Source organism: Arthrobacter sp. CAU 1506 (assembly GCF_005047635.1).
Classification (GTDB): domain Bacteria; phylum Actinomycetota; class Actinomycetes; order Actinomycetales; family Micrococcaceae; genus Crystallibacter.
Map to the genome: position 1 here is coordinate 75739 of NZ_SUKC01000001.1, position 19299 is coordinate 95037.

The following is a 19299-nucleotide window of genomic DNA, read 5'->3' on the forward strand; positions in this document are numbered from 1 at the left end:
GCTGGGCACAGTCGCCTTTTTTGGCATCACTTGCGCTTTACTCCAGTTATTCCGCCGAACTGCGAGACATCTGAGGTGCCCCGCGGCTTCTTACAGGAGCTGATCCGTGAACAACAGAAGGCTCTATCTTGCCCTGCCCTTGGTGCTCGGCTTGTCGCTCAGTGCTGGCTTGGCGCCGGCATCGTCCGCCGACCGCTACAGCGCCAAGCCACCCGCGACCGCCACGCTTGCCGATGGCCTGCTGTCTCCCTTGAGCCTGGCTGCTGGTCGGCACGGACTCTACGTAACCCAGAATTTCGCCGGCATCTTGAATAAGGTCAAGTCGAACGGCGCTCCCAAAGTTGTGCGCAGTTCCGGGGGTTCCGAAGTCGGATCCGTCCCGCCCCCCGAGGTCGGATCCGTCTCCCTCTACAAGGACACCGTCTACTTTTCGGAAGGCGCCGGCGGCATGGACGGCCAGCCGAACGAACAGTGGATCAAGTCGCTGGACAATCACCGCAAGGCCTCGCCGCAGAAGATCGCGGATATCGCCGCCTATGAGGCCAAGCGGAACCCGGACGGCCGGATTACCTACGGGTTCCGCAATGTGCGGGACCAACGATGCCTGGACCAGATCCCCGAGGGAATCCCGGGGAAGTACCAAGGCCAGGTTGACTCCCATGTCTACGCCACCGCAGTCGACAAGCGCAGCATCTACGTGGCCGACGCCGGCGCCAATGCGATCCTGAAGGTGGACAAGCGCAGCAAGCGGGTCAGCACCGTGGCGGTACTGCCGGCGACCTACGTCCGCATCACCGCAGTCCTCGCCGCGGGCATGGGCCTGCCGGACTGCGTGGTTGGCGAGAAGTATTACCTGGAGCCGGTGCCCACGGATGTGGAGTTTGGCAAGCACGGCTGGTTGTACGTCACGTCGCTGCCGGGCGGACCGGAAGACGGGAGCCTTGGTGCGCTGGGACGGGTGTATAAGGTCCACTCCGGATCCGGCAAGGTGGTACAGCTGGCCAGCGGCTTCTCCGGCGCCACGAACCTGGCCGTCAGTTCGCGGGGTGACATTTACGTTGCGGAGATGTTTGGCAACAAGATTTCCGTGGTGAAGAAGGGGTACCACAAGCCTCGGACGTTGCTTGAGGCGACCGCCCCGGGTGCACTCGAGATTCATGACAACAGGCTCTACGCCACGACGCATGCCCTGCCCGACTTCACCGGTCCAACACCGCCCGCAGGAAAGATCCTCAAGATCAAACTGCGCTGACGGCCTGGCTCAGCGGCATAACAAACAACGGTGGGCCACCCGCGTGCAGCAGGTGGCCCACCGTCGTCGTGCAGTGGTTGGTTACTCCGGGCGCGGCCCGCGGGCCGATTCGTCCTCGTCTTCGTCGCCGGGTTTGCGGTACGGATCTTCGCCGCCGGCGAAGGCGGCTCCTTCGGCCATCGCTGCCACCTCGGCATCCTTGGCCTTTGCGGTGCGCAACAGTTCCTCCAGATGGCTGGCGTTGACCGGGATTTCATCCGGGACGAATTCCAGCGTGGGCGTCAGCCGCGCGGTGATGTTCCGGCCCACTTCCGCCCGCAGGATGCCCTTGGCGGATTCCAGCGCCTTGCGGGTACCGTCCTGCTCTTCATCGGTGCCGAAGACCGTGTAGTAGACAGTGGCGTGCTGCAGGTCGTTGGTCACCCGGGCGTCAGTGATGGTCACAAACCCGAGGCGTGGGTCCTTGACCCGGCGCTCAAGCGCTTGGGCCACCACGACCTTGATCCGGTCGGCCATTTTGGCGGCGCGTGCTGGGTCTGCCATAACCCCTCCTCAATTCTGATGATGATGGCGGAACAGCGGGCGCCCGGCGGCGATGCCACCAGACGCCCGCTGCAAGCCGACTGCTAGATGCGCGGCTTTTCGCGCATTTCGAAGGTCTCGATGATGTCGCCTTCCTTGAGGTCGTTGAACGACCCAAGTCCGATACCACATTCGAATCCTTCGCGGACCTCGGTCGCGTCGTCCTTGAACCGCTTGAGCGAGTCGACGGTGAGGTTGTCACCGATGACCTTGCCGTCACGGCTGACCCGCGCCTTGGAATTACGGCGGATCGTGCCCGAGCGGACGATGGAGCCGGCGATGTTTCCGAACTTGGAGGAACGGAAGATCTCGCGGATCTCGGCGGTGCCGAGCTGCGCCTCTTCGTACTCCGGCTTCAGCATGCCCTTGAGCGCCAGCTCAATGTCATCAATGGCCGCGTAGATGACCGAGTAGAAGCGCATGTCCACGCCTTCGCGCTCGGCCAGTTCCGCCACCCGCTCGGCCGGCTTCACGTTGAAGCCGATGATGATCGCGTTGTCCACGGTCGCCAGGTTGACGTCGTTCTGCGTGATCGCACCGACGCCGCGGTGGATGACCCGGAGCTGGACGTCCTCGCCCACATCGATCTTGAGCAGCGAGTCTTCCAGGGCCTCCACGGCACCGGACACGTCGCCCTTGAGGATGAGGTTGAGGGTGTCGACCTTGCCCTCGGCCACAGCCTTGTCGAAGTCTTCCAGGCTGATGCGCTTGCGGCGCTTGGCCAGCGCAGCGTTGCGGTCAGCGGCTTCGCGCTTCTCGGCAATCTGGCGGGCGGTACGCTCGTCGTCGGTCACCAGGAAGGTGTCGCCGGCGCGCGGCACCGTGGACAGGCCCAGCACCTGGACCGGACGCGACGGTTCGGCTTCGGTGACGGACGCGCCGTCCTCGTCGAACATGGCGCGGACACGGCCGTGGGCGCTGCCGGCAACGATCGCGTCGCCCACCCGCAGCGTTCCCGACTGGACCAGCACGGTTGCGACCGCACCGCGGCCCTTGTCCAGGTTCGCCTCGATCGCGATGCCGCGGGCGTCCTTGTTCGGGTTGGCCCGCAGGTCCAGCGCAGCATCCGCGGTCAGCAGCACGGCCGAGAGCAGGTCGTCGATGTGCAGGCTCTCGCGCGCCGACACGTCAACGAACATGGTGTCGCCACCGTATTCCTCGGGAACCAGGCCGTACTCGGTCAGCTGGCCACGGATCTTCTCCGGGTTGGCGCCGTCCTTGTCGATCTTGTTCACCGCGACGACGATCGGCACGTCGGCCGCCTGCGCGTGGTTCAAGGCTTCCACGGTCTGCGGCATGACGCCGTCGTCCGCGGCCACCACCAGGATTGCGATGTCGGTGACCTTCGCGCCGCGGGCACGCATGGCGGTGAACGCCTCGTGGCCCGGGGTGTCGATGAAGGTGATCTTGCGATCACGGTCGTCGTGCTGGAAGTCGATCTGGTAGGCACCGATGTGCTGGGTGATGCCGCCGTGCTCGCCTTCACCGACCTGGGTGTTGCGGATGGCATCCAGCAGTCGCGTCTTACCGTGGTCGACGTGGCCCATGACCGTAACAACGGCCGGGCGCTTCTCCAGGTCCTCTTCGCCTTCGGCCTCAAGCTCTGCGTCGAGGTCAATGTCGAACGAGTCAAGCAGTTCGCGCTCTTCGTCCTCCGGGGAGACAACCTGGATCTTGTAGCCCAGTTCCACGCCCAGCAGTTCGAAGGTGTCTTCGTCCAAGGACTGGGTGGCCGTGGCCATCTCGCCAAGGTGGAACAGCACGGTGACCAGCGCTGCCGGATTCGCCTCGATCTTGTCGGCGAAATCGGTGATGGAGGAGCCGCGGCGCAGCCGGACAACGGTGTTGCCGTCGCCGCGGGGTACCGAGACACCCCCCAGCGACGGTGCGCTCATCTGCTCCAGTTCCTGGCGCTTGGCGCGCTTCGACTTGCGCTGCTTGCCGCGACCGGCGCCTCCCTTGCCGAAGGCACCCTGGGTACCGCCGCGACCGCGGCCGCCCTTGCCGAAGCCACCACCGGCCGGCGGTCCGCCGGCACCGGGACGGCCCGGAGCGCCGCCCGGGGCACCCGGACGGCCGGGAGCACCACCGCGGCCGGCCGGGGCCGGGCGCTCGGTGCGGTTAGGCATCATGCCGGGCGTCGGGCGGGAACCGCCGGCGCCGCCGGGACGCGGAGCACCCGGACGGGGTGCACCGGGACGCGGAGCACCCGGACGGGGTGCGGCTGCGCCGGGACGGGGTGCCGCCGGACGCGGGCCACCCTGGCCTGCGGCAGGACGCGGCCCACCCGGGCGCGGCATACCCTGCGAGGTGGCGAACGGGTTGTTGCCCGGACGCGGTGCGCGCTCGGCATCGCGGTCGCCGCCACGGCCGCGGGGCATGCCCTGCGAGGTGGCGAACGGGTTGTTGCCCGGGCGCGGGCCACCGGGGCGCGGGGCCCCCGGGCGCGCAGCGGCGGTGCCGCCGGGACGGGGTGCAGCAGATGCGGGCTTGGCCGCCGGAGCTTCAGCCGGTGCTTCGGCAGCAGGAGCTGCCGGGGCGGGCTTGGCCGGTTCTGCGGCCGGAGCCGGTGCCGGTGCTGCCGGAGCCGGGGCCGGAGTCGCCGGTGTTGCAGCCGGGGCTTCCGGTGCTGCCTTCGCAGCAGGCTTGGCGCCAGGCTTGGGAGCTGCCTTGGGGGCCGCCTGCTCGCTCTTCGGAGCGGCGGCGGGGAATGCGTCGCGAAGCTTCTTCACGACGGGTGCCTCAATGGTGGATGAGGCGGAACGGACGAATTCGCCCAGTTCCTGCAGTTTGGACACTGCGTCTTTCGAGGTAATACCGAGCTCTTTTGCCAGCTCGTGTACGCGGACCTTGGCCACATTTCTCCTGTCTCGGTCCGCACGAGGCAGGGCTGCCGGGCACGAACCGTCTATTTCTTGCTGCGGCTTTCAGCAGAATCGGCTGAAATACCGCGGGCGGAGCACAATGAAGTACTCATCACTTGGCACTCATCGGGTTTCCATCAGTTTTCTGACCCGCTTTCAGGTTGGACGGTTGGTGTGACGAGGACCCGCCGTGGTGGCGGCCTCGTCGTGAGCACGGAACTGGTCTACAACGGCGCTGCTGTCGACTTTGGCCCGGAAGGCCCTGCCGAAGGCATGCCGCTTGACTGCCAGCTCCACACATTCCGGTTCGTGGTGCATCCAGGCACCACGTCCGGGCCTGCGGCGGACAGGATCGACGACGACGGTGGCAACGCCACCAATTTCCTCGACTGCCAGCCGCAGCAGAACGGCCTGGTCTTCCCGGCGCCGGCAGCCTATGCAGGTCCGCTGGGGCGGCGCGGCCTCGGGGGCACGCTGCTGCATGGGTTTGTGACTGTCGGGAAACCCGGCCATGGATATTCTACCGCTTCCAGTGCCCGGCCAACGAACCGAGCGTGTTTCAGGCGCGTGGCCTGGTGGGTCTTCGCTTCTACCGCCGCTGTTCCGCGGTGGCGGCGTCCGAGACGATATCGATCCGCCAGCCCGTCAGTTTAGCGGCAAGCCGGGCGTTCTGGCCTTCCTTGCCGATGGCCAGCGAGAGCTGGTAATCCGGAACCACCACGCGGGCAGAGCGGGTCTCGGCATCCGTGATGGTCACCGAGCTGACCCGCGACGGCGACAGCGCGCTGGCGATGAACGTCGCAGGATCCTCGCTGAAGTCAACAATGTCGATCTTCTCATCGTGCAGCTCGGTCATCACGGCGCGCACGCGCGAGCCCATTTCGCCGATGCAGGCGCCCTTGGCGTTCAGCCCGGGCACATTGGCCTTGACGGCGATCTTGGTGCGGTGTCCGGCCTCGCGGGCCAGGGCCACGATCTCCACGCTCTTGTCCGCAATCTCGGGGACCTCGAGTTCGAAAAGCTTGCGCACCAGACCGGGGTGTGAACGGGACAGCGTGATCGACGGGCCCTTCATGCCGCGGTGGACATCCACCACGTAGGCGCGCAGCCGGGTGCCGTGCTGGTAGCTCTCCCCCGGCACCTGTTCGGGCGGCGGGAGCAGCGCTTCCACGGTTCCCAGGTCCACCTGAACCATGTGCGGGTTGTGGCCCTGCTGGATCAAACCGGAGACCAGTTCGCCCTCCTTGCCGCGGAAAGCGCCCAGCACGTTGTCGTCCTCGGCGTCGCGCAGGCGTTGCAGGATGATCTGGCGCGCCGTGCTCGCGGCGATCCGGCCGAACCCGCTGGGCGTATCGTCGAACTCGCCCACCACGGTGCCGTCGTCGTCCACCTCTGCGGCCCAGATGGTGACATGCCCGCTTTTCCGGTCCAGCTCGGCGCGGGCACGCTCGATGGAGCCCGGAGACTTGTGATAGGCCACCAGCAGAGCCTGCTCGATGGTGGGGATCAGCAGGTCCAGCGGAATTTCGCGTTCGCGCTCAAGCAGCCGCAGGGCGCTCATATCGATATCCATCTCAGGCCTCCTCCTCGTTCTCCAGCTCGCCGTTGGCCTCGGCAGACGGGTTTTCCAATATTTCTTCTTCGTCCAACCGCGCAAACTCCACTTCCACCTTGCCGGAGCGAATGTTCGCAAATTCCACCTGGACCGGTTCCCCGGGGCGGGGCTTCATGCCCTTTTTCGGGGCTTCCTCCGGCCGCATGGTCACGCCGTCGGCGCCTACCTCCAGCACGCGGCCGGTGAAGTCCTCACCGGCCACCAGCTTGACCTTGACCAGTCGGCCTACGTTCCGGCGCCAATGGCGCGGCTGCGTCAGCGGCCGGCTCAGTCCCGGCGAAGAGACCTCCAGGCTGTAGGGCCGGCCGTCGTCCTGCGGGTCCTCATCCAGGGTCTTGGAGAGAGTCTGTGAGACTTCGGCGATGGCGTCCAGCCCGACGCCGCCGGTCTGATCCTCGGGCAGGTCGACGATGACGTGCACGGTGCGGAGTGCTCCGGCAACCCGGATCTCAACGTCCTCGAGGAACAATCCGTGGGATGCCACGGCCTGTTCCAGCAGCTCTTTCAGGCGTGCGGCTTCCGCGATCGTGTCGGTACCGGATTTCCCTCCGGTAGTGGGCACGCCGCCTTGATTGCGCCGCTGGGCCATGCTGTCTCCCTGTTCTGGTGCGTCTGACTTCTAGACTAGCGACTTTACCGTGAGTGGTGGCCTCCCGCCGCCAGCAGCTGTCCCCGCCGGTGCAGCGGAAGCCAAACCCGTGACATCATCATCAGTTGTGGGATCTACTTCAAGACGCCGGGACGGCGGACCAGCCACGCCATCCCGGGCCTGGCGCCGGGTGCCGCTGCTGTTGTTGACCGCTGCGCTCGTGGTCAGCACCGGAACCGTGGTGGCGAGCATCACCGCGTCGGCTCCGCCGCCGAGCACCACTGAGCAGGCACGCTTGGACGCCTTGGCAGGGCTTGAGGACCTGGCGGCTGCTTTTGAGAAGCACGACGACGGCGACTCCCCCACCGCTGCCCTGCTTCGCAGCCAGGCCGAACTGCTGACGCTGACCACGTCGTGGCCCTCCGGCTCCCCGGCGGCCGCTGAAACCACCGAGGTCCCGTCCGCCGCCGGCTCCGGCGCACCGTCGGCCCCCAAACAGCCCGGAGCCGAGGATCTGGCCGAACTGGCCGGCAGCCTGCTCGCCGACGCCCGCGAAACCGATCCCGGACTCGCCCGGCTGCTCGCGTCGATCGGTGCTGGCCTCTACGCCCAGGCGCAGACGCTGCCGGGCGGAACCGGGGTGACGCAACCGTGGGAAGATCCGGAGATACCGCTGGAGCCAACCGGGTGTCCTGCTGCGGCGCCAACGGAGGACGAGAGCGGTCCGGCAACGCCCGCCTCGCCCACGACGGCGGAAGCCATCGCCGTCGTCGTCCTCAGCCAGGAGCGCCTGGCCTACGCCTATGAAACCGTGCTGCCGCGCCCGGCCGGCGCGGACCGTGCGGCCGCCGCCGCCAGGCTCGCCGGCCACACCGACTCAGCAGAACACTGGCGATCGCTGGCGGTGGCCGAGTGCCTCGACCTGCCGTTGCCCGAACCCGTCTACCCCTTGGACCGCGAGTTCGCCAGCGACCCGCTTCCGGCGCTTGAGGACGCCGAAGCCGCCGCCCTCGCCCCGCTGGCCGACCTGGTCGCGCTCAGCGACGGAACAGTGCGGGAACACGCGGTGGCCGGGCTCGCCGAGGCAGCCGCGGAACTCGCAGCGTCAGCCGGCGAGGTGCTGCCGGCACCGGGCCTGGACGACGAACTGCGGGCTGCTCCCACCACCGCCCCGTGAATACCGACGTAGACCTGCCCCCGGCGCTGCGCCGCAGCGCGGCCGGATCTGCTGCCGGCCGGGACTGGCTGCGGGGCTTCAACGACCTTTATGCCGGGACCATGCGGGACTGGAACCTGCAGACCACGCCCGGCGGCCCGTGGTTCGGCCAGACCGCGGCGGTCTTCCCCGTGCTGGCACCCGATGGTGCCGCTGCGGTGCTGAAGCTGACTTTTCCGCATCAAGAGGCCGCCGGCGAAGCCCGGGCCCTGACGCTCTGGGACGGCCGCGGAGCCGTCCGGCTGCTGGCCGATCGCGGCCCCTTCGTGCTGTTGCTGGAACGCCTAGATGCCGGCCGCCCGCTCTCCGCCGTCCCGCTGGATGACACCGTCGGCATCTGGGGCGGACTGATGCGCCAGTTGCAGCCGTCCCCGGTCCCAGCTTCAGCCCCAGCCCCAGCCCCGACCCCGGCCCCGGCAGGCAGCTTCGACCAGGTCTCGGCACTGGCGGAAGAATGGACGGACACCCTCCCGGCCCGTTGGCTTGAACTGGGCAAACCCTTCCCCACCTGGCTGCTGGAGTGCGCCTTGGAAGTCTGCCAGGTCCGTGGCAGCGTCGGCCGGCGGGAGGACCGAGACGTCCTGCTGCACAGCGACCTGCACTACGGGAACATCCTGGCCCGGCTGGACTCCCCGGACCGTTTTGCCGCCATTGACCCCAAGCCGCTGACCGGCGAACCCGAATTCGCCGTCGCGCCGATGCTCTGGAACCGGATCGCCGAGTTGTCTACCGCCGATGCCGGCCGCCAGCTACGCCGCCGGTGTGTGGAGTTGGCTGAGGCGGCAGGGCTGGACCCGGAAACTGCCCGCGAATGGGCGGTGGCGCGCGAGGTGGACAATGCCCTGGACTACCTGCAGCACCGTGCGGCCGGCGACGCCCTGCGGTCGCTCTGGGTCGCGTCCACGCTGGCCGGCAGGACCCTGCCGGATCTTCCGCCGGCGCACGCCTTGGCGGCACCGGCCTGAGCGGTTGGCCCGAGCGGTTGGCCCGGCCCCGTTCCGGCGCTGCTCAACGGCCGAGCACGTTCTCCTGCAGCACGTCATAGCCCAGCTTAAGAATCAACGCGGCGACGACGAACAAGAAGACCACCCGGATGAATTTGCTGCCCTGCGTGACGGCCATCCGCGCGCCGACATAGCCCCCGGCCATGTTGACCAGGCCGAGCACCAGCCCGAGTCCCCACAGCAGCGCGCCGCTGGGCAGGAAGAAGGCCAAGGCACCGAGGTTGGTCGCCATGTTGACGATCTTGGCCTTGGCGCTGGAAGCCAGGAAGTTGTATCCCAGCAGTGCCACCATCGCGATGATCAGGAACGACCCGGTGCCGGGGCCGATCAGTCCGTCATAAAAGCCGATGACCAGACCGATTCCCGCCGCGGCGCCCAGGTGCCGGACGCCCTGGTACCGCAGCCGCGTCAAAGTACCGGCCGTCGGCCGCAGCGCGGTGAACACTGCCACCGCGATCAGCGCCACCACGATGATCGGTTTGAAGACCTCGGCCGGCAGCACGGTGGCCACAATGGCGCCGCCGAAACTGCCCGCCAGCGCTACGCCGGCCATGGGCAGGGCGGTTTTCAGATCCGGATGCGCCCGGCGGTAATAGGTCACCGCGCTGGTGGTGGTGCCGAAAATGGACCCCATCTTGTTGGTGGCCAGCGCCTGGACCGGGCTGATCCCGGGGACCAGGAGCAGGACCGGCAGTTGGATCAGGCCGCCGCCTCCCACCACCGCGTCCACCCAACCCGCAGCAAAGCCACCCACCACCACGAGGGCGAGGGTGGCCAGCTGCAGTTCTTCGAGTCCGGAAATCACTTCCCGGCGAGGGCAGCCAAGTGCGCAGCCGCCATGCCCACCGGCACGTTTTCGGCCTGGCCGGTGGACCGGTCCTTGATTTCGACGACGCCGTCGGCCAAGCCCCGGCCGACCACCACGATGGTGGGCACGCCGATCAGTTCGGCATCGGAGAACTTCACGCCCGGGGAGACCTTGGGCCGGTCGTCGTAGATGACCTCGACGCCGGCGCCGGACAGCTCCTCGGCCAGCTTGTTGGCCGCCTCGAAGATCTCCTCGCCCTTTCCGGTGGCGACAATATGCACATGGGCCGGGGCCACGTTGCGGGGCCACACCAGGCCCTTCTCGTCGTGGTTCGCCTCGGCCAGGGCGGCCACCGCGCGGGTGACCCCGACGCCGTAGGACCCCATCGTGACGGTGGCCAGTTTGCCGTTGCGGTCCAGGACCTGCAGGCCGAGCGCCTCGGCGTACTTGCGGCCGAGCTGGAAGATGTGGCCCATTTCGATACCGCGGGCCGCCTCCAGCGGTCCGGAACCGTCGGGTGCCGGATCACCTTCGCGGACCTCGACGGACTCGATGATGCCGTCCCACTGGAAATCGCGGCCGGCAACCAGTCCGAACACGTGTTTGCCGTCCTGGTTCGCGCCGGTGATCCAGCGCGAGCCCGGCACCACCCGGGGATCCACCAGGTACAGCAGGCCGGTGGCGGACTCGGTTCCCAGCACCGCGGCGTCCAGGCTGTCGCCGGGCCCGATGTAGCCCTTGACCAAGCCGGGGTGCCGCTTCAGGTCGTCCTCGGTGGCGGCCTCGACCTCGACCTCGCCGCCGATCGGCAGGAAGGCGCCGATGTTCGCCTCGACGCGCTTGAGATCGACGGCGCGGTCGCCGGGCACCCCGATGACCAGGACGATCCGCTCGCCGGTGGGCAGTTTGACCGCCAAGACGACGTTCTTCAACGTATCGGCCGCAGTCCATTCCGCGTCGGCGCGCGGGGCCAGTTGGTTGGCCGCGGCCACCAGGGTCTCGATGGTCGGCGTGTCCGGAGTGTCCTTGACCTCGGCAGCCGGCGCGTCCGCGTAATCGATCGGTTCCGGCGCCACGGTGGTGACGGCTTCGACGTTCGCAGCGTAGCCGCCCGGCGAACGGACGAAGGTGTCCTCGCCGACGACGGTGGGGTGCAGGAATTCCTCGCTCTTGGACCCGCCCATGGCGCCGGAGGTCGCCTTGACCGTCACCACTTCCAGGCCGAGCCGCTCGAAGATCCGCAGGTAGGCGCGGCGGTGCGCGTCGTAGCTGATGTCCAGGCCTTCGTCGTCAATATCGAAGGAATAGGAATCCTTCATGATGAATTCCCGGCCGCGCAGCAGCCCTGCGCGCGGCCGGGCCTCGTCCCGGTACTTGTTCTGGATTTGGTACAGGGTGACGGGCAGGTCCTTGTACGAGGAGTACAGGTCCTTGACCAGCAGGGTGAACATTTCCTCGTGCGTGGGGGCCAGCAGGTAGTCCGCACCCTTGCGGTCCTGCAGGCGGAACAGCCCCTCGCCGTATTCGGTCCAGCGGTTGGTCGCCTCGTACGGTTCGCGCGGCAGCAACGCCGGGAAGTGCACTTCCTGGGCACCGATCGCGCTCATCTCCTCGCGGACGACCGCCTCCACCTTGGCCAGCACTTTCAGCCCCAGCGGCAACCAGGAGTAGATGCCGGGGGCGGCACGGCGGATGTACCCGGCGCGCACCAGCAGCTTGTGGCTGGCCACCTCGGCGTCTACCGGGTCATCGCGCAGGGTGCGCAGGAACAAGCTGGACAGGCGAAGAACCACTGCAAGAATCCGTTTCTCAAGGCTTGGGCCAGCACCGGCCCGCGAAAACAACTGCCTTCTAATCTACTGGCTCCGTGCGCATGCTTGCGACCAGCGGCGGCCTACCGCAATGGACAGCGCGGGCTCCGGGCTGAAGCCGCAGCAGGGCCGGGTGCCACCGGCCGGGATAACAGCGCGGCTAGAACAGCACGGTGGCGAACGTGCCGACCTGGGAGAAACCGACCGACGTATAGGCAGCCACCGCCCGGTGGTTGTAGTCGTTGACGTAAAGGCTGGCCACCGGGGCAAACTTCCGCGACAGTTCGACGACGGCTGCCATGCAGCCGGCGGCGAGACCCTGCCCGCGGTAGGCGGGGTTCACCCACACGCCTTGGATCTGCACGGCTTGGGCACTGACGTTGCCCAGCTCGGCCTTGAACACGACCTGCCCGTGGCTGTCCCGCCGGATGAGCGAGTGGCCCTTGCGGATCAGGGTTGCCACGCGCTGCCGGTAGTGCTGGCCGCCTCCGGCCAACGGCGAGTATCCGACTTCTTCTTCGAACATCGCCACGCAGGCGGGCACCAGCACGTCATAGTCGTCGTCGGTGGAATACCGCACCTGCGGATCGGCGGCTACGTCCGGGGTGCCGCGCAGCTCCATGAGCGGCTGGTTGGGCCGCACATCAAAGGCCCGTGGGTGCGCGTGCCGGAACGACGACCAGATGCCCAGCACGCCTTCCGCGGGGCCGAAAATCGAGGACATCCGGCGATTGCCGGCAGCCAAGTGGGCCCCCAGCCGGGCGCCTTGTTCGGCGTCCAGCGCGACCGGGACCGCGTTGACCCCGGCCCAGCAGGCCCCGGTGAGTGCACCGTCGTCGTACACTCCCAAAATCTGGGCCCCGGAAGGGGTGGGGCCGGCGGTGCCGGCGGATTCGAGGTGGGCGGCCAGAAAAACGTTGGCGACCGGATCGGTGCAGACGAGTTCCCAGAGCACCTCGGTGTCCGCATGTTCCAGCGGCCGGATTCCGGCATACGGATTGGCGGGTACGGCGTCTGCCGTACCCGCTGCCTCTCGGCTAGCTGACGTTAACCACGGGGCTACCCTTGACAGCATTTTCGCCATCGGAGTCACCCATTTCCTCGGCAATCCTCATTGCTTCTTCAATGAGTGTCTCAACAATCTGGTCTTCCGGAACAGTCTTGATGACCTGGCCCTTCACGAAAATCTGGCCTTTCCCGTTTCCGGAAGCTACGCCCAGGTCGGCTTCGCGGGCTTCACCCGGTCCGTTGACCACGCACCCCATGACGGCGACCCGCAGCGGTACTTCCATCCCCTCCAGACCGGCAGTGACTTCGTCGGCCAGCTTGTACACATCCACCTGAGCGCGGCCGCAGGACGGGCAGGAGACGATTTCGAGTTTGCGTTCGCGCAGGTTCAGCGACTGCAGGATCTGCAGGCCCACCTTGATCTCTTCAGCCGGCGGGGCCGACAGCGACACACGGATGGTGTCGCCGATGCCCTGCGAAAGCAGCGCACCGAAAGCAGTGGCGGACTTGATGGTCCCTTGGAACGCGGGGCCGGCCTCGGTGACGCCCAGGTGCAGCGGCCAGTCGCCGCGTTCGGCCAGCAGCTCGTAGGCGCGGACCATGACCACCGGATCGTTGTGCTTGACCGAGATCTTGAAATCGTGGAAGTCGTGTTCTTCGAACAGCGAGGCTTCCCAGACGGCGGATTCGACCAGGGCCTCAGGGGTGGCCTTGCCGTACTTTTCCATCAGCCGCGGATCCAGCGAACCGGCGTTGACGCCGATCCGGATCGAGGTTCCGGCGTCCTTGGCGGCGGCGGCGATTTCCTTGACCTGATCATCAAACTTGCGGATGTTGCCCGGGTTCACCCGGACCGCAGCGCAGCCGGCGTCGATGGCGGCGAAGACGTACTTGGGCTGGAAGTGGATGTCCGCGATCACCGGGATCTGGGACTTCTTCGCGATGATTGGCAGGGCCTCGGCGTCATCCGCGCTGGGGCAGGCCACCCGGACGATGTCGCAGCCGGACGCCGTCAGTTCGGCGATCTGCTGCAGGGTGGCATTGATGTCCGTGGTCGGCGTGGTGGTCATCGACTGCACGCTGATCGGCGAGTCCGAACCAACGCCGACCGAACCGACCTTGATCTGCCGGGTCTTCCGGCGGGGCGCCAGGACAGGCGGTGGTGAAGCTGGCATTCCAAGATTGACCGAGGTCAAGACGTCCTCCATGTGCCGGTCGGCAGTTGCTGAACAGATTTCATTATCCCCCTGCCGGCACGGCCATGGCACGTGCTGCGGGAGTGGTGTGGATCATGCGTAGTCGGCGAACGCCCCGGTGACGGGTGCCCATTCCGTGGTTTTCAGTCCGGAGACAAAGTTGTGGACATTGAAGGGATCCTGCTTCAGTTCGTCCAACAGGCTGTTTTCGCTCTCCGCGGTGAAGATCAACAGCGCGCCGGTGCCGTCCGCGTAGGGTCCCGAGGCGAGCAAGCGGCCCTGGTCCACGAAGCTTCCCAGCCAGGCGCGGTGGGCCGGGCGGTGTTCGTCCCGGCCGGCTTCGGAATCGGGGGCATACACGTATTCAACGGCGAAAACACTCATGGCCTTCACCTTACCCGGCCCCGGATGGCGGACGTTACTGGTAGGAAACGAACCAAGGCACCGGCTTCACCTCGGTGTAAGTGCGCTCGGGACTGAACGTCGGAGTGTCCTCGTCGTAGAAGTTCTTCCAGCCCATCCGGATGTTCTTCGGCAGGTCGTGGCGGAGCGCCCGCCACGTCTCCATCTTCTGGCCGGGATTCCCATGGCCGTCGGCGTGCAGCACCATGGCCAGCTCCGGGTGCGTGGTCTTCAGCTTCTGCCGGTCCGCGATCATCTGGTGCTGGAACTGATGCAGGATCAGGACCTTCTGCGGCAGCGAGTGCTTCCGGGTCAGGTTTGCCAGCCAGTCGCTGACCTTGTTGATTTCGGCGGCGCTGACCGACCCGATCTGCTCCATGTGCCGCTCGCCCTTGCCCAGCCGCCACTCCGGATCCAGCGCCAGTCCCACATGGGGCTCCTTCAGCAGGTCCGCATACATCTTGGCCTGGGCCAGGAAGTCCGACCGCCCGGGCTGCAGGTCCAGCACCACGTAGACGCCTGCTTCGCCGGCGGCATCGACCCAGGGGCGCAGTTCGTCCACGTCCGTCTCCGCCGAATAGTCGCGGTCTTTCCCGGCCGACGACGAAGCGATCGTGGCGATGATTTCGAACGCCGGGATCACCGGTTCCTTGCTGTGCGGCTGGTAGCGCTTGGCCAGTTTCTTGGCGCGCTGGATGGACTCCTTGATGCCCTGTTCACCGAGGGCGCCCAGCGCCGGCCCCGCCGGGTGCCCGTACAGCGCCACCATCCTGCGCGACGGGAAGGCCAACTGGCCGCCGCCCGGCAGTTCGGGCACCTCCAATGCCGCCTGCACCCGGCGGCCGAACGTGTCATTGTTGCCGAACGCCTTGCCGATGCCGAGCACCCGGCGCTCCGGCTCGGCGCGGAGGAAGTCGATGGTCGCGCTGCTCTGGCGTGGATCGGCTTTCGGGTCGTGGAAGACACGTGCGCCGGCCGCCTCGGCTACGGCCAGTGTTGCCGGATAGTCCCGCTCGCCCTTCCGATCGATCAAGACCGAGACCGCCGCTGGCTCCGCCGCACTTTCGGGCAGATCGAGTTGTCCGTCCGGCGGGAGGACCTCCACCCGCGGCAGCAGGGCGGCCCACCCGGTGATGCCGCCGCCCGAACCCGTAGCGGCTCCGGTCGCGCTGGAGGCGGAAGCGGAGGCGGAAGCGGATTCGGTGGCGCCGGAGGCGGAGGTGGAAGCGGAGGTGGAAGCGGAGGAAGAAGCGGATTCGGTGGCCGCGGAGGCGGAAGCTTCCTCGGGGTCGGCAGCGGATGCCGCGCCGGTCCCGGACGCTGCCCCGGAGGCTTCCCCGGACGCGGCGCCATCGCTTGCCGGTGCACTGGTGGACGCTGCATCCGGCGCGCTGCTGGGGCTGGCTCCGGGCTCCGTTGGCGGCTGCCCAAAGGCCTTGACCTGTCGCACGCCGAGCCGCTCCAGCTCGCTGGTGAGGCCGTCACCTGCCAGCAGCAGCGGCACGCCTAGCGGCACCGACTCCGCTTCTGCTGCCGCTATTGCCTTGGCGTCGTCGGCCGCGGCTACGAACGCCACCGGACTGGACGCGAACAACGCCTGGCTGGCGGCCAGCGAGGCTTCCGCATCGGAGCCGGGAATGACTTGGGGACCGGCGGCCGCATTGTTCAACTGCACGCGGTCCGGGCCCGCAGCGCTGGAAACGGCCGGCGAGCCGGGACCTTGCGCTTCGCCCGGGGCGGTGCAGCCGGCCATGGCCAGGGCGGCCGCCACAGCGACGGCGATGCCGGTTGCAACCCTTGTTCGGCGGTGCGTTGTTGCCGGCCGGATGACGGTCCGGAGGCTCGGTTCGGTACGGACTGTCCGCGCTGCTGCACTCACGGCGGCTGGCTCCCTTCGCCGGTTCGGGCCAGTCTAACCACGGCCGTGCGGCTACCCCAGCCCTGTGACGGCGTGCCACGCAGACGCGCGCGGCAATCGCCGTCGTTGTTCGCCATGGCAGCCAGCGAGGGCGGGGTAAATCGGTGAGGGCGGCCTCCATGGACCCCGCCCTGACCGATCTACCCCGCCCTCACGAATTGGCTGCCAGCCCGCCACCCCGGTGATCCGAGTAAGGCCGCTTGCGGCCGCACCGAGATCCAGCCCCAGGGCAGGCAGACGACCCGTACTCCAGCGCCCAGCGGGGCCAGTGCAAGCGGCCCGATAGTCGCCGCGAAGGCGTCAACCGAAAATGTTGACCGGTTTGACGATGTCCGCGTAGATCAGCAGCGCGCCCATGCCCATCAGCACCACGGCCACCACGTAGGTGAGCGGCAGCAGCTTGGCAATGTCCACCGGTCCCGGGTCCGGCCGGCGGAACAGCTTGGCGGCGGTGCGCCGTATAGCTTCCCAGAGCGCCCCGGCCACGTGCCCTCCGTCCAGCGGCAGCAGCGGGATCAGGTTGAACACGAACAGGGCCAGATTAACCGATCCAACCAACCCGATCAGCGTGGCGGCCCGCGCCTCCAAGGGGATCTCGTCCATCGCGCTGATTTCGCCGGCGATCCGGCCCACGCCCACCACGCTCATCGGCCCGTTCGGGTCGCGCGGAGCATCGCTGAAAGCGGCTTCCGCCACGTCGGCCAGCCGCTGCGGAAGATGCAGCACGACGCCGGTGATCGCCTGCAGGTTCTCCCCCACTGCCGGCAGCACTTCGGTTGCCGGCCGCGGCACCAGCGCCGTGGCGGCACCCATGCCGACGAACCCGGCTTGTTCCGTGACCGGTTTGCCCTGACCGTCCAGCACCGGTTGTCCGGCGTCGTCGTACACCGGGCGTTCGGTGAGAATCGGGGTGATGCTCGTCTGGATTTCCTGGCCATCGCGCAGCAGCGTGATCGGCGTCTTCTCCCCCGCGGCCTCCCGGATCCAGGCGGTCAGCTGTGACCAGTCGGTGACCGGCTTGCCGTCAAAGGCGGTGACGGTGTCGCCGGGCCGGATGCCGGCCGCGGTGGCCGGGGCTTCGGGGTCGCTGGGCAGGCAATCGGTCTGCCCGGTCTCGGCGGCCTGCGATGCCGGGACCACGCATTTGTTGACTGACGAAATGGTGGTGGTGGCCTGCGCGGTGCCGAAGCCCACCAGCACAATGCCGATCAGCACCGTGCCGATGACCAGGTTCACGAACGGGCCGCCGAGCATGATGATGACGCGTTTGTAGACCGGGAGTCGGTAGAACATCCGGGTCTCGTCGCCGGGCTGCAGCCGCTCCGCTTCCGCCTGCCGGGCGTCGTTGGCCAATTGTTGGAACATCCCGGTGCTGGATCGGCGGACCACGCCATCGCCGTCGTGGCCGTCCTTGGCCGGCGGGTACATGCCGATCATCGAGACGTAGCCGCCCAGCGGGATGGCCTTGATGCCGTACTCGGTCTCGCCCCGCCGTCGGGAGAACAGCGTCTTGCCGAAACCCACCATGTACTGGGTCACCCGCACCTTGAACAGTTTGGCGGGCAGCAGGTGGCCCACTTCATGCAGGGCGATGGACACGGCGATGCCGACGGCCACGAAGAGCACGCCGAAGAGGAAAAGCAGAATGGTCACAACATAGCCAAACGTTCGTGGGCCCGCGAGCGTGCCCAATCTTCTGCGGCCAGCACCGTGGCCACGGTCGGTTCGCCGGAGGGCGCATGCTCTTCCACTACTGCCGCCACCGTCTCCACGATCTGGTCGAAACGGATCCGGCCCTCGTGGAAAGCATCCACGGCCTCTTCATTGGCCGCATTGTAGACGGCCATGAAGGTGCCGCCGCTGGCCGCCGCGTGTTTGGCCAGCCGCACGGCACCGAACACTTCCTCGTCCAGCGGCTCGAAGGTCCAGCTGGTGGCCCGGCTCCAGTCGCAGGGCTGCGCCGCCCCAGCCACCCGCTCCGGCCAGCCCATTCCCAGGGCGATCGGCAGGCGCATGTCCGGCGGCGAGGCCTGCGCGATGGTGGATCCGTCGGTGAACTGCACCATGGAGTGCACCACCGACTGCGGGTGAACCACCACATCGATCCTGTCCAGCGGGACGTCGAAGAGCAGGTGCGCTTCGATGACTTCCAGCGCCTTATTGACCATGGTCGCCGAGTTGGTGGTGACCATCCGGCCCATGTCCCAGGTGGGGTGGGCCAGCGCCTGCGCCGGGGTGACACCGCGCAACTGCTCCTTGCTGAAACCGCGGAACGGTCCCCCGGAGGCGGTCACGATCAGCCGGTCCACCTCGCCGGCTGTGCCCGAGCGCAGCGCCTGGGCGAGCGCGGAATGCTCCGAGTCCACCGGGACAATCTGCCCCGGCCGCGCCGCCTCTTTGACCAGCGGACCGCCCGCGATCAGGGACTCCTTGTTCGCCAGGGCCAGCACGTGCCCGGCTCGGAGCGCCGCCAGCGTCGGCGCCAGGCCGATGGACCCGGTGATGCCATTGAGCACGACGTCGGCGTCCGGCCAGGCGGCGATGCTCGCCGCTGCGTCGGGGCCGGCAAACAGTTCCGGAGCGTAGCCGGATACTCCGGCATCCGCCGCTGCCGCCTTGACCGCAGTCGCCAGGTCATCCACCGAGCCCGCGGCGGCGCCGACTGCCTGCGCCCGGGTGTGGACCGCTTGCCAGGCGGCCAGTTCCAGGTTGCCGCCGGCGGCGAGCGCCGTGACCTCGAAACGTTCCGGGGCGGCGTCCACGACGTCGATGCCCTGCGTGCCAATCGAGCCAGTGGACCCCAGCAGCACCACCTTGCGGCGGGCGGATGGCGGGGCGGCGTGGGGTGGATCGCGGAACTCCATGCGGTCAATTATCCAGCACCGCTGCTCCGTCACCGGCCACCCGGACGGCCCGTCTCGGGGGTCCCCGCGCCGAGATCGCCTCTGCGGATGGAGACGCGGCTGGAGACGCCGCCGCCGGATCGCCCTGCGGATGGGTACGCGGCGCCCGGATCGCCCCTAGGATGCATACG

Annotated in this window: 16 protein-coding genes; 3 read left to right on the forward strand and 13 right to left on the reverse strand. The window is 67.8% G+C overall.

The features are described 5' to 3' along the window. Positions 1–106 precede the first annotated feature (106 nt). The gene (locus E4J89_RS00370; RefSeq protein WP_136784123.1) at positions 107–1252 is read left to right on the forward strand and encodes a ScyD/ScyE family protein; all 1146 of its coding nucleotides are present in this window, start codon (positions 107–109) and stop codon (positions 1250–1252) included. Positions 1253–1333: 81 nt separating this feature from the next. Here E4J89_RS00370 and rbfA read toward each other — a convergent pair whose 3' ends face one another. From rbfA to rimP, 5 genes are all read right to left on the reverse strand, one after another. Further along, complete coding sequence (gene rbfA / locus E4J89_RS00375; RefSeq protein ID WP_136784124.1) at positions 1334–1795, reverse strand: 30S ribosome-binding factor RbfA; 462 nt, start codon at positions 1793–1795, stop codon at positions 1334–1336. 83 nt (positions 1796–1878) lie between these two features. After that, positions 1879–4692 carry a translation initiation factor IF-2 gene (infB, locus tag E4J89_RS00380; RefSeq protein ID WP_136784125.1) on the reverse strand — a complete coding sequence of 938 codons (2814 nt, stop codon included), beginning with the start codon at positions 4690–4692 and terminating at the stop codon, positions 1879–1881. Positions 4693–4854: 162 nt separating this feature from the next. Beyond that, complete coding sequence (locus E4J89_RS00385) at positions 4855–5211, reverse strand: YlxR family protein (protein WP_240691601.1); 357 nt, start codon at positions 5209–5211, stop codon at positions 4855–4857. Between the two features lie 76 nt (positions 5212–5287). Then, complete coding sequence (nusA, locus tag E4J89_RS00390; protein WP_136784126.1) at positions 5288–6271, reverse strand: transcription termination factor NusA; 984 nt, start codon at positions 6269–6271, stop codon at positions 5288–5290. Between the two features lies 1 nt (position 6272). After that, positions 6273–6875, reverse strand: coding sequence for a ribosome maturation factor RimP (gene rimP / locus E4J89_RS00395; RefSeq protein WP_346763363.1), 603 nt, complete (start codon positions 6873–6875; stop codon positions 6273–6275). Between the two features lie 154 nt (positions 6876–7029). Here rimP and E4J89_RS00400 point away from each other — a divergent pair, with 154 nt between their 5' ends. Then, positions 7030–8079 carry a DUF4439 domain-containing protein gene (locus E4J89_RS00400; protein WP_169303874.1) on the forward strand — a complete coding sequence of 350 codons (1050 nt, stop codon included), beginning with the start codon at positions 7030–7032 and terminating at the stop codon, positions 8077–8079. Further along, entirely contained in the window at positions 8076–9083 is a 1008-nt protein-coding gene (locus tag E4J89_RS00405) for an aminoglycoside phosphotransferase family protein (protein ID WP_240691602.1), read from the forward strand. Before E4J89_RS00400 ends, E4J89_RS00405 begins: the two co-directional genes overlap by 4 nt. Positions 9084–9126: 43 nt before the next feature. Here E4J89_RS00405 and E4J89_RS00410 read toward each other — a convergent pair whose 3' ends face one another. The 8 genes from E4J89_RS00410 to dxr all read right to left on the reverse strand — a co-directional run bounded on the left by E4J89_RS00410 (position 9127) and on the right by dxr (position 19129). Beyond that, positions 9127–9927 carry a TSUP family transporter gene (locus E4J89_RS00410; RefSeq protein ID WP_136784129.1) on the reverse strand — a complete coding sequence of 267 codons (801 nt, stop codon included), beginning with the start codon at positions 9925–9927 and terminating at the stop codon, positions 9127–9129. Then, the gene (locus E4J89_RS00415; protein ID WP_136784130.1) at positions 9924–11723 is read right to left on the reverse strand and encodes a proline--tRNA ligase; all 1800 of its coding nucleotides are present in this window, start codon (positions 11721–11723) and stop codon (positions 9924–9926) included. The genes E4J89_RS00410 and E4J89_RS00415 overlap by 4 nt, the downstream gene beginning before the upstream one ends. Before the next feature lie 178 nt (positions 11724–11901). After that, a complete protein-coding gene (locus tag E4J89_RS00420; protein ID WP_346763364.1) occupies positions 11902–12825 on the reverse strand; it encodes a GNAT family N-acetyltransferase in 924 nt (307 codons plus the stop codon). Further along, positions 12779–13945 carry a flavodoxin-dependent (E)-4-hydroxy-3-methylbut-2-enyl-diphosphate synthase gene (ispG, locus tag E4J89_RS00425; protein WP_136784131.1) on the reverse strand — a complete coding sequence of 389 codons (1167 nt, stop codon included), beginning with the start codon at positions 13943–13945 and terminating at the stop codon, positions 12779–12781. Before ispG ends, E4J89_RS00420 begins: the two co-directional genes overlap by 47 nt. A 93-nt stretch (positions 13946–14038) precedes the next feature. Further along, a complete protein-coding gene (locus E4J89_RS00430; protein ID WP_136784132.1) occupies positions 14039–14329 on the reverse strand; it encodes a YciI family protein in 291 nt (96 codons plus the stop codon). Positions 14330–14363: 34 nt separating this feature from the next. Beyond that, the gene (locus E4J89_RS19325; RefSeq protein ID WP_169303875.1) at positions 14364–16226 is read right to left on the reverse strand and encodes a hypothetical protein; all 1863 of its coding nucleotides are present in this window, start codon (positions 16224–16226) and stop codon (positions 14364–14366) included. Between the two features lie 339 nt (positions 16227–16565). Next, on the reverse strand, positions 16566–17918 hold the full coding sequence (locus E4J89_RS00445; RefSeq protein ID WP_136784135.1) for a site-2 protease family protein: 1353 nt from the start codon (positions 17916–17918) through the stop codon (positions 16566–16568). Further along, on the reverse strand, positions 17915–19129 hold the full coding sequence (dxr, locus tag E4J89_RS00450; protein ID WP_136784136.1) for a 1-deoxy-D-xylulose-5-phosphate reductoisomerase: 1215 nt from the start codon (positions 19127–19129) through the stop codon (positions 17915–17917). Before dxr ends, E4J89_RS00445 begins: the two co-directional genes overlap by 4 nt. Positions 19130–19299: the final 170 nt, after the last annotated feature.